Annotated in this window: 6 protein-coding genes, 1 tRNA gene, 2 rRNA genes, 3 pseudogenes and 2 other annotated features; of the genes and pseudogenes, 5 read left to right on the top strand and 7 right to left on the bottom strand. The window is 43.5% G+C overall.

The annotated features are described in order from the left end of the window. Positions 1-54 precede the first annotated feature (54 nt). Positions 55-172 (bottom strand): 5S ribosomal RNA (gene rrf, locus A9Y75_RS11360). 120 nt (positions 173-292) lie between these two features. Beyond that, positions 293-1161: a sequence feature (23S ribosomal RNA rRNA prediction is too short), on the bottom strand. 201 nt (positions 1162-1362) lie between these two features. Between rrf and A9Y75_RS11365 the strand changes: the two genes are divergently transcribed. Further along, a complete protein-coding gene (locus A9Y75_RS11365) occupies positions 1363-1587 on the top strand; it encodes a cytochrome c (RefSeq protein WP_236721403.1) in 225 nt (74 codons plus the stop codon). After that, positions 1541-1801 (top strand): annotated as a pseudogene (locus A9Y75_RS26395) (ISAs1 family transposase); the annotation flags it as partial. The gene A9Y75_RS11365 and the pseudogene A9Y75_RS26395, both read left to right, overlap by 47 nt. Here A9Y75_RS26395 and A9Y75_RS11370 read toward each other — a convergent pair. From A9Y75_RS11370 to A9Y75_RS11390, 3 genes and pseudogenes are all read right to left on the bottom strand, one after another. After that, a pseudogene (locus A9Y75_RS11370) lies at positions 1798-2550 on the bottom strand (DUF3370 domain-containing protein); the annotation flags it as partial. The pseudogenes A9Y75_RS26395 and A9Y75_RS11370 overlap by 4 nt on opposite strands. Positions 2551-3864: 1314 nt before the next feature. Continuing rightward, positions 3865-4322: a sequence feature (16S ribosomal RNA rRNA prediction is too short), on the bottom strand. A gap of 90 nt (positions 4323-4412) precedes the next feature. Next, a tRNA-Ile gene (locus tag A9Y75_RS11385) sits at positions 4413-4486 on the bottom strand. 120 nt (positions 4487-4606) lie between these two features. Continuing rightward, positions 4607-6095 (bottom strand): 16S ribosomal RNA (locus tag A9Y75_RS11390). Between the two features lie 536 nt (positions 6096-6631). On the opposite strand from A9Y75_RS11390, the gene nadC reads away from it, so the two are divergent. Continuing rightward, positions 6632-7501, top strand: coding sequence for a carboxylating nicotinate-nucleotide diphosphorylase (gene nadC / locus A9Y75_RS11395; protein ID WP_071189692.1), 870 nt, complete (start codon positions 6632-6634; stop codon positions 7499-7501). A 58-nt stretch (positions 7502-7559) separates the two neighbouring features. Here nadC and A9Y75_RS11400 read toward each other — a convergent pair whose 3' ends face one another. Beyond that, the gene (locus A9Y75_RS11400) at positions 7560-10274 is read right to left on the bottom strand and encodes a substrate-binding domain-containing protein (protein ID WP_071189693.1); all 2715 of its coding nucleotides are present in this window, start codon (positions 10272-10274) and stop codon (positions 7560-7562) included. A gap of 184 nt (positions 10275-10458) precedes the next feature. Then, positions 10459-11574 (bottom strand): precorrin-8X methylmutase, encoded by a 1116-nt coding sequence (locus A9Y75_RS11405; RefSeq protein ID WP_071189694.1) that lies wholly within the window; start codon positions 11572-11574, stop codon positions 10459-10461. A gap of 162 nt (positions 11575-11736) precedes the next feature. Here A9Y75_RS11405 and A9Y75_RS11410 point away from each other — a divergent pair, with 162 nt between their 5' ends. Both A9Y75_RS11410 and A9Y75_RS29555 read left to right on the top strand, forming a co-directional pair. Then, positions 11737-12267: a HipA domain-containing protein gene (locus A9Y75_RS11410; RefSeq protein WP_071189695.1), complete on the top strand. Its 531-nt coding sequence runs from the start codon at positions 11737-11739 to the stop codon at positions 12265-12267. An 11-nt stretch (positions 12268-12278) separates the two neighbouring features. Next, positions 12279-12401 (top strand): annotated as a pseudogene (locus A9Y75_RS29555) (DNA-binding protein); the annotation flags it as partial. A 137-nt stretch (positions 12402-12538) separates the two neighbouring features. Here the strand turns inward: A9Y75_RS29555 and A9Y75_RS11420 are convergent. Further along, complete coding sequence (locus A9Y75_RS11420; RefSeq protein ID WP_071189697.1) at positions 12539-13516, bottom strand: carbohydrate kinase; 978 nt, start codon at positions 13514-13516, stop codon at positions 12539-12541. Positions 13517-13951: the final 435 nt, after the last annotated feature.

The following is a 13951-nucleotide window of genomic DNA, read 5'->3' on the forward strand; positions in this document are numbered from 1 at the left end:
AAAAAACAAAACCCCCCGGGTGTGAAGCGGGAGGGGGATTTGTTGTAGAAATAGACCTGGCATCGAGCTATTTTGGCATGGGGCAACCCCCAGACTATCGTGGCCGCAACAGCGTTTCACCTCTGAGTTCGGGAAGGGATCAGTGTGGTTCCACCGCGCTATAGACACCAGGAAAACCCGTTGGGAAGTCAAAAGTCAAAAATAAGAGATTTGAAATCTGAGTTTTAACATGACACAACCCTGAAGACTGCAAGTAACGCGAAATTTATCAATGAGAATAGAGGTCAAGCCCTCGGTCTATTAGCACGGCTCGGCTGCATACATTACTGCACTTCCACCTACCGCCTAAGAACGGGTGTTCTGCCCGTGACCTTACCTACTTATGTAGTGAGAGCACTCATCTTGAGGTGGGCTTCCCACTTAGATGCTTTCAGCGGTTATCCGCTCCGCACTTGGCTACCCAGCGTTTACCGTTGGTACGATAACTGGTACACCAGCGGTGCGTCCTTCCCGGTCCTCTCGTACTAAGGAAGGCTCCTCTCAATGCTCTTACGCCTGCACCGGATATGGACCGAACTGTCTCACGACGTTCTGAACCCAGCTCACGTACCGCTTTAATGGGCGAACAGCCCAACCCTTGGGACGTACTTCCGCCCCAGGTTGCGATGAGCCGACATCGAGGTGCCAAACCTCCCCGTCGATGTGGACTCTTGGGGGAGATCAGCCTGTTATCCCTAGAGTAACTTTTATCCGTTGAGCGACGGCCATTCCATGCTGCGCCGTCGGATCACTAAGGCCTACTTTCGTACCTGCTCGACTTGTCGGTCTTGCAGTCAAGCTCCCTTTATGCCTTTACACTCGTCGCACGGTTTCCAAGCGTGCTGAGGGAACCTTTGCGCGCCTCCGTTACTTTTTAGGAGGCGACCGCCCCAGTCAAACTGCCCACCTGAAACTGTTCCCTCTCCGGCTAACGGAGATGGGTTAGAATTCTAGCTTCGCCAGAGTGGTATCTCACCGTTGGCTCCATATTCCCCACAAGGAATATCTCAACGCCTCCCACCTATCCTGCGCAAGCGAAGCCCGAACACAATTCCAGGCTACAGTAAAGCTTCATAGGGTCTTTCTGTCCAGGTGCAGGCAGTCCGTATCTTCACAGACATTCCTATTTCGCCGAGTCTCTCTCTGAGACACCATCCAGATCGTTACGCCTTTCGTGCGGGTCGGAACTTACCCGACAAGGAATTTCGCTACCTGTGGATCGCTTTGTCGGCTTTGGCGATACTCATAGTAATCCCTTTGGCCATTCTTGGTGTTCAGATGGCTCAAGCCTCCGATCCATATGTCAAGAATGTCCTATCGCTGATGGGAAACCCAGTACAGGGAAAGGCTATCTTTCAAATCAACTGTGCTGGATGTCACGGTTTAGAAGCAGATGGACTAGTAGGCCCAAGTTTACAAGCTGTCCCCAAGCGTAAATCTCGATATGGGTTAATTCACCAAGTGATTAGTGGTGAAACACCTCCTATGCCAAAATTCCAGATTAACAACAGTAGTTATGGTAGTTCGGAAGATTCAGCATTGGAATAAAACTACTCATGAGGTGCAATTTTATATCACTAGTCTTGATAGTGATGCTAACAAAATTGGTAGTGCAATCCGACAACATTGGGGCATTGAAAACTCTGTTCATTGGACATTAGATGTCACTTTCCATGAAGATGAATCTCGAATCCGTTCTATGCACAGTCCACAAAACTTTGCTTTATTACGTCGCATTGCCCTCAATGCCTTAGACCGAGACTTCATATTTAATGATACTAATGGTTTCCCTTGTTCACCTCTGGTTTGCACTAAATGTACAAACTCAGTTTTTGGTTTACCTTGATCATCTTGATAACGTACTCGCACTGTTCCTCGAAAGAAGACTTGACGCGCTGGTGTGGTGAAAAAGCGTAGTCCTGATTTATTTAACTGATCTTCTTTGATGGGAGTTTGCACCGACACAGTTACAGTTTGCTGTTTTTGAGTTGTATTGTATAAAGGCAACCTAAGACTATACTGAATTCCATAATTGCCATGAGCGCGATAAGCCGTATCAGGATAGCGGACTAACATAGATGCGCTTTGAATTTGACCGGTACCAAAAGTTCCACCATGTAGTGTGCTTAAAGGGTAAGAAAAAGCTTGACCGGGTTGAGGAATTGTCAAATAATTAACTTTAGGATTATCGACTAAGAGCGATCGCCATTGAGAACCACTTGCTACACCTGCTACCCTTCCATAAATCCTTGGTTTACCAGTTTCTTCAAGGGGAGTTGGGACTTTATCTCTAGGTGTAGATAATTCACCGTTATCTAATAAATTTTGCCACTCTGCTAAATTGGGCGCACGTTCACTACCATCAACATTCGTGCGAGCAAACATAGCTAAACTAGCTGCGTAAACAGTTCCATTACTCGACAAGCGCATAAATGTAGAGCGACCATTCAGTGGCGGTGTCAATCCTTGCACGGGAATTGGTAGATTTAATAACATCTGACTTGCCCCTGGAGAAAACCTTATTCCTGTGTAGCGGTAATTCATGAATTACTGCTACTTTGGTTCTGTTTTGCGTAAGTCCTAATTTATAAACTTCATTTATAAACTTCCCTATAGGAAAGTTGATGGAGTATTTTCAATGCTGTGTGCTTTGGCAATAAAATTTTATGATGCAGACGAGTGGAATAATTATTTGTCTTAGTTATATTTTGGGTTTGCTGTTTACAGCAATTCCTTGGGGTGGTGTATGGATTTTGGTTATGGGTGTAGTAGGAGCGATTCTAGTTCAGAGAATATATGCTAATCGCAGGAAATTTACCCTTAAACAGTTATTTTCTTTTCTGACGCAGGGTACTTGTTGTATACTGTCTTTCAAACTATAATATTTTCAAGGTTCGGTGTCCTTCCGAGTTCGCTTTGCGGCGTTCTCTCTTCCGGCACTTATTCAATATATCGAACCTCCTTTCGTTTGTCAACTACTTTCTCAAACTTTTTTTCGGGATTTTTTTAACGGCTCAAAACTGCTCACAATGCTGGGTTTAGGCAACAATGGTTTATGAATTGTTGACTTAAGGAAGAGTAGAGCGTGAATTTTCAGTCAGTAATAGGTATATTGCATCAGTTTTGGGGCGATCGCGGCTGCTTAATTGCCCAGCCTTATGACATGGAGAAGGGTGCAGGTACTAAGAACCCCCATACTTTTTTAAGGGCGTTAGGGCCAGAACCTTGGTCTGTGGCTTATGTTGAACCTTGTCGTCGTCCTACAGATGGACGTTATGGCGAAAATCCGAACCGCTTCCAGCATTACTATCAATATCAAGTTCTGATTAAGCCTTCACCCGATAATATCCAGGACATTTATCTTGATTCGTTGAGAGCTTTGGGTATTCGTCCCGAAGACCACGATATTCGTTTTGTGGAAGATAACTGGGAAGATGCGACAGTGGGGGCTTGGGGTACTGGCTGGGAAGTCTGGTTAGATGGGATGGAAATTACTCAATTTACATATTTCCAACAATGTGGGGGAATTGATTGTCGTCCGGTGTCGATTGAGATTACCTATGGATTGGAGAGATTGGTAATGTACCTCCAGCAAGTGGAGGCTATTACTAAGATCCAGTGGACGGACGACATTACCTATGGTGATGTTCATCTTCAGGGTGAGATTGAGCAGTGTACTTATAATTTTGAAGCGTCTAATCCTGAGATGTTGCTGAGTCTGTTTAATATATATGAGCAGGAAGCATCCCAACTTACGGAAAGAGGATTAGTTTTACCTAGCTTGGATTATGTGATTAAGTGTTCCCATACGTTTAATTTACTGGATGCACGGGGTGTCATTTCCGTGACGGAACGTACTCGCTACATTACTAGGATTCGGCATTTGGCAAGGAAAGTTGCTCATTTATATGTTGAGCAACGGGAGAAGCATCGCTGTGTAGCTGCCCTTTGTCCGTAGCATTGTAGTACGTGTGTAGCCCAAGACGTAAGGGGCATGCTGACTTGACGTCATCCCCACCTTCCTCCGGTTTGTCACCGGCAGTCTCTCTAGAGTTCCCATCTTATTGCTGGCAACTAGAAACGAGGGTTGCGCTCGTTGCGGGACTTAACCCAACATCTCACGACACGAGCTGACGACAGCCATGCACCACCTGTGTTCGCGCTCCCGAAGGCACTTTCCCCTTTCAAGGAAATTCGCGACATGTCAAGTCTTGGTAAGGTTCTTCGCGTTGCATCGAATTAAACCACATACTCCACCGCTTGTGCGGGCCCCCGTCAATTCCAAAAACAATTAAAAATTGATAATTAAAAATTAAAAAACAAATCTTTTCTGCATTTTTAATTCTTAATTTTTAACTTTTAATTGATTCAGGTGGGCCATCCTGGACTCGAACCAGGGACCTCACCCTTATCAGGGGTGCGCTCTAACCACCTGAGCTAATAGCCCCTCAGCGAACCAATCATAGTTTGAAAGACTCAATCCATACCTGCGACCGACCTAGGATAGACCAATTTAGAACCTATTTACTGTTAGCAATTCATTTCTAAATGGATTAGGTCTCCCTAAAAAGGAGGTGATCCAGCCACACCTTCCGGTACGGCTACCTTGTTACGACTTCACCCCAGTCACCAGTCCTACCTTAGGCATCCCCCTCCAAAAGGTTGGGGTAATGACTTCGGGCGTGACCGACTTCCATGGTGTGACGGGCGGTGTGTACAAGGCCCGGGAACGAATTCACTGCAGTATGCTGACCTGCAATTACTAGCGATTCCTCCTTCACGAAGGCGAGTTGCAGCCTTCGATCTGAACTGAGCTACGGTTTATGAGATTTGCATCACATCGCTGTGTAGCTGCCCTTTGTCCGTAGCATTGTAGTACGTGTGTAGCCCAAGACGTAAGGGGCATGCTGACTTGACGTCATCCCCACCTTCCTCCGGTTTGTCACCGGCAGTCTCTCTAGAGTTCCCATCTTATTGCTGGCAACTAGAAACGAGGGTTGCGCTCGTTGCGGGACTTAACCCAACATCTCACGACACGAGCTGACGACAGCCATGCACCACCTGTGTTCGCGCTCCCGAAGGCACTTTCCCCTTTCAAGGAAATTCGCGACATGTCAAGTCTTGGTAAGGTTCTTCGCGTTGCATCGAATTAAACCACATACTCCACCGCTTGTGCGGGCCCCCGTCAATTCCTTTGAGTTTCACACTTGCGTGCGTACTCCCCAGGCGGGATACTTAACGCGTTAGCTACGGCACGGCTCGGGTCGATACAAGCCACGCCTAGTATCCATCGTTTACGGCTAGGACTACTGGGGTATCTAATCCCATTCGCTCCCCTAGCTTTCGTCCCTCAGTGTCAGTTGCGGCCTAGCAGAGCGCTTTCGCCACCGGTGTTCTTCCTGATATCTACGCATTTCACCGCTACACCAGGAATTCCCTCTGCCCCGAACGCACTCTAGCTGTGTAGTTTCCACTGCCCTTATCATGTTGAGCATGACTCTTTAACAGCAGACTTACACAGCCACCTGCGGACCCTTTACGCCCAATCATTCCGGATAACGCTTGCATCCTCCGTATTACCGCGGCTGCTGGCACGGAGTTAGCCGATGCTTATTCCTCAGGTACCGTCATTTTTTTCTTCCCTGAGAAAAGAGGTTTACAACCCAAGAGCCTTCCTCCCTCACGCGGTATTGCTCCGTCAGGCTTTCGCCCATTGCGGAAAATTCCCCACTGCTGCCTCCCGTAGGAGTCTGGGCCGTGTCTCAGTCCCAGTGTGGCTGATCATCCTCTCAGACCAGCTACTGATCGTCGCCTTGGTAGGCTCTTACCCCACCAACTAGCTAATCAGACGCAAGCTCATCTTCAGGCAGCAAGCCTTTCACCTCTCGGCACATCCGGTATTAGCAGTCGTTTCCAACTGTTGTCCCAGACCTGAAGCCAGATTCTCACGCGTTACTCACCCGTCCGCCACTAAATCCCTAAGGATTCCGTTCGACTTGCATGTGTTAAGCATACCGCCAGCGTTCATCCTGAGCCAGGATCAAACTCTCCGTTTTGGTTTGTTTGTTTTAGCTCTCTTGACCGTCTTTTTCAACCTCGGTCAGGTTATTTTCTTTTCTGACGCAGGGTACTTGTTGTATACTGTCTTTCAAACTATAATATTTTCAAGGTTCGGTGTCCTTCCGAGTTCGCTTTGCGGCGTTCTCTCTTCCGGCACTTATTCAATATATCGAACCTCCTTTCGTTTGTCAACTACTTTCTCAAACTTTTTTTCGGGATTTTTTTACGCCCTGCCAAATCCTTACAGGGTAAGAGTTTTGAACTATAGCATTCCTATAGAGCATAGATATTGTTAGGCTCATAAGCCAGAACGCATCATTTTTTCTATGTTCTGGGGGATAAATCTTTAGCTGTAAGTCAAGCAGTTAGGATTTACCCATGAGTATTTGGTAGTGATTACAGCTAAATTACGCCAAAATTCCTGAACTAAAGCATTATATCTAGAGTGGAAAACAATGTAGAGACGTTATGTGGAGCTTCTTTACAAGGATTCTGGATAAAGCATATTTAATTTCTGGAGATGTCTATTTATATGAAGAACAGTTCAGTGGCTGTACTACCACCGTTTTTAGTGCTGGATCAATTGTTGCATAGTTGGTTGTTAGAAGATATTGGTAGAGGCGATCGCACTACTCAATCTCTTTTATCCCAAAATTCCACCAGAGGACAAGCTAAATGGATAGCAAAAGCACCAGGGATAATTGCTGGTTTACCAGTTGCAGCCAGGGTGTTTCAGCTTTTGAATAAGGAAGTTAACTTTGTGAATGTCACCGCTGAGGGGGCAAAATGTGAACCGGGACAGGTAGTAGCAGAAATTAACGGTTCCTTGGATGCGCTGCTGATGGGGGAACGGGTAGCGCTGAATCTAGCGATGCGGTTGAGTGGAATTGCGACTCTGACTAATATATATGTAGAAAAAATATCTGATTTACCTGCTCAGTTGGTGGATACGCGCAAAACGACACCGGGGTTGAGAATCTTAGAAAAGTACGCAACTGCTGTAGGTGGTGCGATTAACCACCGGATGGGGTTGGATGATGCGGTAATGATTAAGGATAATCACATTGTAGCCGCTGGTGGAATTGGGCAAGCTATTACCCGCATTCGTTCCCAGATTCCTTATCCTCTAACAATTGAGGTGGAAACGGAAAGTTTGGCGCAGGTGCAAGAAGCATTAGACCATAAAGCTGACATTATTATGTTGGATAATATGCCTTTGGAGATGATGGGTGAAGCGGTGCATCTGATTCGCAAGCGGGATAGTCGAGTAAAGATTGAGGCTTCGGGAAATGTGACGTTGGAGACTATTCACTCTGTAGCAGAAACAGGTATTGATTATATTTCTAGTAGTGCGCCGATTACGCAATCAAGGTGGTTGGATTTGAGTATGAGAATGGGTTGAAAATTGAGAGGAGTAGGAGTGATTAGTGCAAAAAAGAGTCACTCCTAGTTTCTAAAACTTAACTCTCTGAATTTTCCTGAGAGAACTTCTTAGAGATAGTTCTACGTTGTCCTCCGTTAGCAGACGTTGCTGTGATCAGATAGTTGAGTAAGTTATCTGAGAAGGGGACACGGAAATGGAAAGTACCATCAGATTTGAGTTTAATGCTGTTACCATTGATAGTAACAGTTGTACCAGGTTCTGTTGCTCCCTGAATAACTAGCTCAGTATCTGTAACAAACCAGAAATCTGCACTAGAACGACTGAAAACGCGAACAATACCAGAACGAGCTATACACAACCAGCTATCAGCATAAGTAACATAACCAATTTCTGTCATGTAGTCGCGATTTCCTTGGGGAATAGCCAGGTAACGATCATGTGTTGCTTCTTCACATTCATACTGTTGCACTAGCTGGGGAATCTGGTAACTGAGGTCAATATCAGTGACATCATACAGTCGCACTGCTAAGAAATTACCACCTTTATTTTGCAGTGCTTGTTTCTGGGTTTCAGAAACATACCAAGAAACATAAGCCCATTTGGGAGTGCGAGGTGTGAAGACGATACTAGCATCACCAATCGCATCTGAATAATTAGCAAATTCTGTTGTCAAATTAGCCTGGAATTCAACTTCATTAGCTAAGGGATTGGATACCTCTCTTAAATCATCTGATAACTCAGGTAGTGAATTGTTTATCTCATCTGTTGGTAGTTCCACATCTAATGAGCCTGGTGACAAACCCAGTAATTCTGAAAGCGAAGTGGTGGAATCTTGATGAGATGTTTCTGTGGGTACAGTCAGTAATTTTAATAGTGAAGTGTTGGACTCGCCATCGGTTGATGTTGTTAGCACACCAAGCAATTCTAGCAGTGAAGTATTGGATTCGTCATTAGCTGAGTTTGCTAAGACACCGAGTACTTCTAACAGCGAAGTTGTAGAATGTTGATTAGATGCTTCTGGTGGTTCGCTTAGTAATTCTGAAAGCGAAGTTGTGGAATGTTGATGAGATGAATTTACTGGTTCATCTAGTAATTCTAAAAGCGAATTTGTGGAATGTTGATTAGATGAATCTACTGGTTCATCTAGCAATTCTAAAAGCGAATTTGTGGAATGTTGATGAGATGAATCTACTGGTTCATCCAGTAATTCTAGTAGGGAATTGGTGAGATCATCTGTTGGCAGTTCTAGATCAAATGGCAGTTCTAAAATATTTGGCACTGGGGGATAGGGAGTCTTCACAACAGCTACTGGTGCTTCTGTGTCCCAGACAACTTCGCCACAATCCAGGGCAATTGTCCCAGCAAAAATATCTACTTCATTTTTATCTTCTGTTGCGGTGTTTTTTTCTTTGACAGCTACGGCTGTTAAACCAGATTCTAAACTTTCAATTTCAGTGAAAGTAAAATTTTCTTCTGTGTTGGATACGGTTGATGTCGTGTTTTGAGTGTGGTGAGATGTTCCGTTAGTGGGAGTAGTATCGTTAACAAAGGGAATAAAGGTGTATTCGTCAGATGTTGTATCTGAACCGGAGTTTATGGAAGTTGATACTTCCAAGTCTTTTGTGTTTTTACTGAGGGATTGCCGTCTTCCCCGTAACCACCAAGTTAGGAAACCACCTAAACCAATCATTGGCAACAAAGACAAGATCATCCAAAGTACTATATTCCTTTGCCCAATAGGATTATTGTCCCAAGGAGTCACAAGCTGCTGCTCGTTACCTGAATTAACTGTAGGTGATGAAGTTTCTAATGGTGAAGCAGTTGCTGTGGTTGTGGCCGCTGGTGTAGAACTTGTGGTAGTTTCTGTACTAAAACTTTGTAATGCACTGGCAGCGATCGCAGATGCTTCCGCATTTATAGCCTCTTCTATTGCTTGTTTTCCAGGGGTTGCAGTTGTATAGCCGAGAAAACTAGCTACTCCGGGGGTGGGATTTTGCTTGTAAACGTAAACGAAAGGCTGGGAAAAGGGATATCTAGAATTATCTGGAGAAATTTCCTGTATTTTCAGTTTTCGCACATCTGCCAGCATTGATACCTGATTATTGATCACATAGCTGATACCGTCTGTGCCTAGTTCTTTGATAATTTGGGCGGTTTTATCATTAGCGACTTGGATAGCATTCGCACCTGTGGCAAATTCACGGGATTTAAAGGCTGGGTAGTTGCGAAAAGAATTACGAGTATCGCTAGTTGGAGGATGATCGATAAACCGAATCTTACCAGCAGATCCACCTAGTTCTGACCAGTCTGTGATTTCTCCGCGAAAAATCTTGGCGAACTGCTCACTCGTCAAACCGCCTTTGAAAGGATTGTTTGCACCAACGACAATGGCAATCTTTTCTCGGCGTAAATTGACTTGTTCTAAACCTTGGGCTTGTTCTGCTGGGGTGAGTTTACGAGCGATCGCAGCTATATCTATTTTGCCATCTAACAAACCTTGCAGTGCAGCCTCAGTCCCATTGACACTCACTTCTACTTTTGTTCCAGAGAACTTTTTTTCAAAGTCATCTTTTAGGTTTTGGTTAATCGTCACCAAGCTGCTGGAACCATCAATCCGCACTGTAGTGCCATTCTCAACTGTTTGCGGCAGTGGGAAAGTGGCAACATCAGTTGTAGATTCTGCCAATACAGGTCTGGAAATTAAGATGTTTGCTACCATTGGCACGGTAGCCAAGGCCAGCGATAAAGCCAAATTAACAATGAAACTATCTTTTTTTTCTTGTTGCCACATATGCCCCTTATCAAGGTATAAGAAATAGTTAAAGTGGGCTAATTCTCAAGATGTTTTTGTATAGAGGAGACGCGCTAATTATACATCTTTAGTTATGTTTATCCCCAGTAACCGAATTTACTCAAAGTTAATCTCTGTTACTTTTTGTTGATCTGGTAAAAACCCAAAGCTTTTTGGCTATAGTTTATACGAGACTTTTGTCGAGATAACAATGACAATTCGGCTTATCAATCAGCGATTCTACCAAAGAATTCAGGACAGTAGTAGCTAATAATCCACCACCCAAAGTTCCTTCTATAGTGATAAAAGGTACATTTTGTTCCATGAGTTGTCGTTTGGCTGCGGGTGCATGACTAAAGCCAATGGGCATTCCTATCACTAATGCAGGCTGAATTTTCTGGTTTTCCAGGGCTGTACAGATTTCCAGCAATACCGAAGGAGCATAACCAACTACCAGTATAGCCCCCGTATTTTGTTGCAGCAATGTTTCTCGCCATTGTTGATGTTGCCAAAATGCCTGTTCTGCTTCTGTAACAGTGGTAATGTGGGGATTATCAATTAAAGTTTTGACTAGACATCCTAAATGTGATAATCGCGTTTGGTCTAAAGTGGCTGCAACTGTGGGAACATCGACAATAATCTCACAACCAGATTTTAGGGCTTTGCGACTGGCTGCTATGGCTTCCCGACTCAACCGCAAAAAAGATACCAAACTCACATCACCGCAAGCTAAAACCAATTGAGAAATTAGATGTTGTTCAATTTCTGAACAATTGGATAAATCAGGTAATAAGCGTTGTAGCGATTCGGGGAATACTTCTGAATGGTTGTGAACTTCAGCGTCTAACCGACTCCAAAGTTTTTCCAGTCCCCCTAAACCTGCTTGGGTGTCAACGTCCAGTAACTTAATTTGGGCTAAAACTTCGGCTTGTATGATTTGACAATGTTCATCTCTCCCCAACAAACCTTCTAAAGCTGAAGCTGTTTGTCGCAATTGAGAAATTTGTTGTATTATCGCTTGATATTGCTGTTGTAGTTGCCCTATCAGGTCGTGATTTGTGTCTGCTTCGTTCCCTTCCAAAATGTGGCGAATGTGGTTAAGTTGAAACCCTTGCTGTTTGAGTGCAACAATTCTTTGCAATCTGATCACATCTTGTTGACTGTATAGGCGATAGTTACTGTGCGATCGCACAGCTTGCGGTAATAGTCCCAATTGATGATAATGCCTGACCATACGCGGAGTAATTCCACCACCTACCGCTTCTGTGAATTCTTTAATAGTTAAGCAATCTGCATTCATATCTTATAGGACTTACGCATTGACAAAAAACATGACCTATGATCTCTAGATCATGCGATAGCGAAGCGCTGCTGCAAGCAGTTCGCTATTAAGATTAGCAAAAATCTGCTCCTCAGAAACTCATATTGGGCGCGAGTCAGGTTGCTGGGGTATGCTTTACTCATGTCACTCTCTCGGTGCTGTCTATTTATCTATTCACAGCTTATACTGAGAGAGCTTTTTTACACCCTTTCCTACTTTTCAAACATCCTCTTAGATGCGTGGATAGGTAATACTGATCGACACCATAAAAACTGGGCATTTATCAGTGTTAAAGATAAAATTTACTTATCACCAACTTATGATCATGGTTCTAGTCTTGGTAGAAACGAGCCTGACTCCAAACGAGAAGAAAGATTAACCACAAAAGATAAAGGTTTTTCGGTTAAAGCCTATGCCCAAAAATGCTATTCTGTTTTTTATTCTCCCCTTGGTAATACACACCGTCTCAGAAATTTCGATGTTTTTTGTGAAGTAAAAAAACTTTATCCAAATCCTGCAAAAATTTGGCTTAATAGATTGGCAGAAATTAGCAGTAATGATACTTTAAAAATTATTATGCGTATTCCCAAACATCGAATATCCATACCAGCAATAGAATTTGCTCACAAAATACTTGAATTAAATCAAAAGGAACTGCTAAATTTACAGTGAATTTTTTATCTATGAAAACTCTTTTCTTAGCTTGGCAAGATCCAACAACTCGTGCTTGGTTTCCTATAGGGAGATTAACATTTGATGGAACACAATATACTTTCGTATATACTGAAGGAACTCTGATATCCCAGCAGATAATAAACAAGTTGGACATCGTATTTCTTCTTTGCAAGGACTTGATTTGTAAAGGAAATATCAGCTGATTATATCTGATATTCCCCTAATTACGATGTTACTTCAATTAGTGAACACTGTTAACTGATAACTGTTAAAGTTGATGGGAAGCCAGAAAAGCTTCAACTTCAGCCGCAGTGGGTTGGGATGCGATCGCACCTGGTTTAATAGTAGTCAGCGCTCCCACAGCACTAGCATAGGTGACAACTCGTTTTGCAGTTACTCCATCCCGCAAACTTTGAATTCCAGAAAGATGTAATTGATGGATAAACCCAGCCAAAAAGCTATCTCCCGCACCAGTAGTATCAACAACAGGTATAGAAAAAGCAGGTAATTTGCCTTCGTTCTCACCTAAACAATAGGCACAACCATTTTCTCCATCTGTGACTAAAACTCCTTCCAGTGAATTCAATCGATAAGTAATTGCACCTGGATCTATAGTATCAAATAACCATAGAGCTTCTTCTTTAGTCAGTTTGAGAAAATCAAATCTCTTTAATAATGCCTGAATTTTTGACTTAGCTGTATTTTCATCTTGCCAAAATACTGGTCGCCAATTGACATCAAGAATAATTTTCAGGTCATATTGTTCTGCTAACTCCAAGGCTCGCAAAACAGCTTGCTCACTTTCAGGATAGGCTAGTTCTAAAGTTCCTAAAACCAAAAAGTCTGCTTCATCAAACAGCGAATGTGGCAATTGTTTGGCTTGAAGACGGGTATCCGCAAATTCTGAAGTCTCATATTCGCCAAATCCAGCAAAAGTGCGATCGCCTGCCAAATCCCTAGTAACATAAACTTGTCGCGTTGGTGCTGTAGGATGACGTTGCACACCCGTTGTATCTACACCTACATCTTGTAATAGCTTCACCAGATTATTACCAGGTTCATCCTCTCCTACTGCGCCAATAAACCCTGCTGGCGTTCCCAACTTCAATAAAGCACAGGCTACATTAGCAGGCGCTCCCCCTGGGTAGGGAGTCCAAGACTGCACTTCTTCCAGCTTTAGCCCCATTTGATCAGCTAAACAATCAAACAAAACTTCGCCAAGGCACAAAACACGGGGATTACTCATCTCATTTTCGATTTTCGACTTGGGATTAGGAATATGTATAAAATCTACAACAATCTTTATTCTTTTGTCTCCAGTTATTTATAGAATATAATGGCAATTTTTGTCACTAACTAGAGTAGATTTGCTTTTAAATTCCCAAATTATTTACCTCAGTAGATAATAATTTATTGATGACAAAACGTATTATTTAGTACAATATATTGTAGAGATAACTCCCAAAAATAAATTATCCAATATCGGCAATCAAAACGACTTTTCCTCCCCCTACCCGAAAAGCGTATCGCTAAAGTGTGCCTCTTGCAGAGGAGCGACGCTAACACCTAGTGTGCCGTAGGGATTGAGGTATTTTTGTATTTGCAAGTCCCATAAATTAGATATAGCCGTGGACAGGGTGGTTAGGACATCAATTGATAATGAAACTCCCACTACAAGAGG

Source organism: Trichormus sp. NMC-1, from assembly GCF_001858025.1.
Taxonomy (GTDB): Bacteria; Cyanobacteriota; Cyanobacteriia; order Cyanobacteriales; family Nostocaceae; genus Anabaena.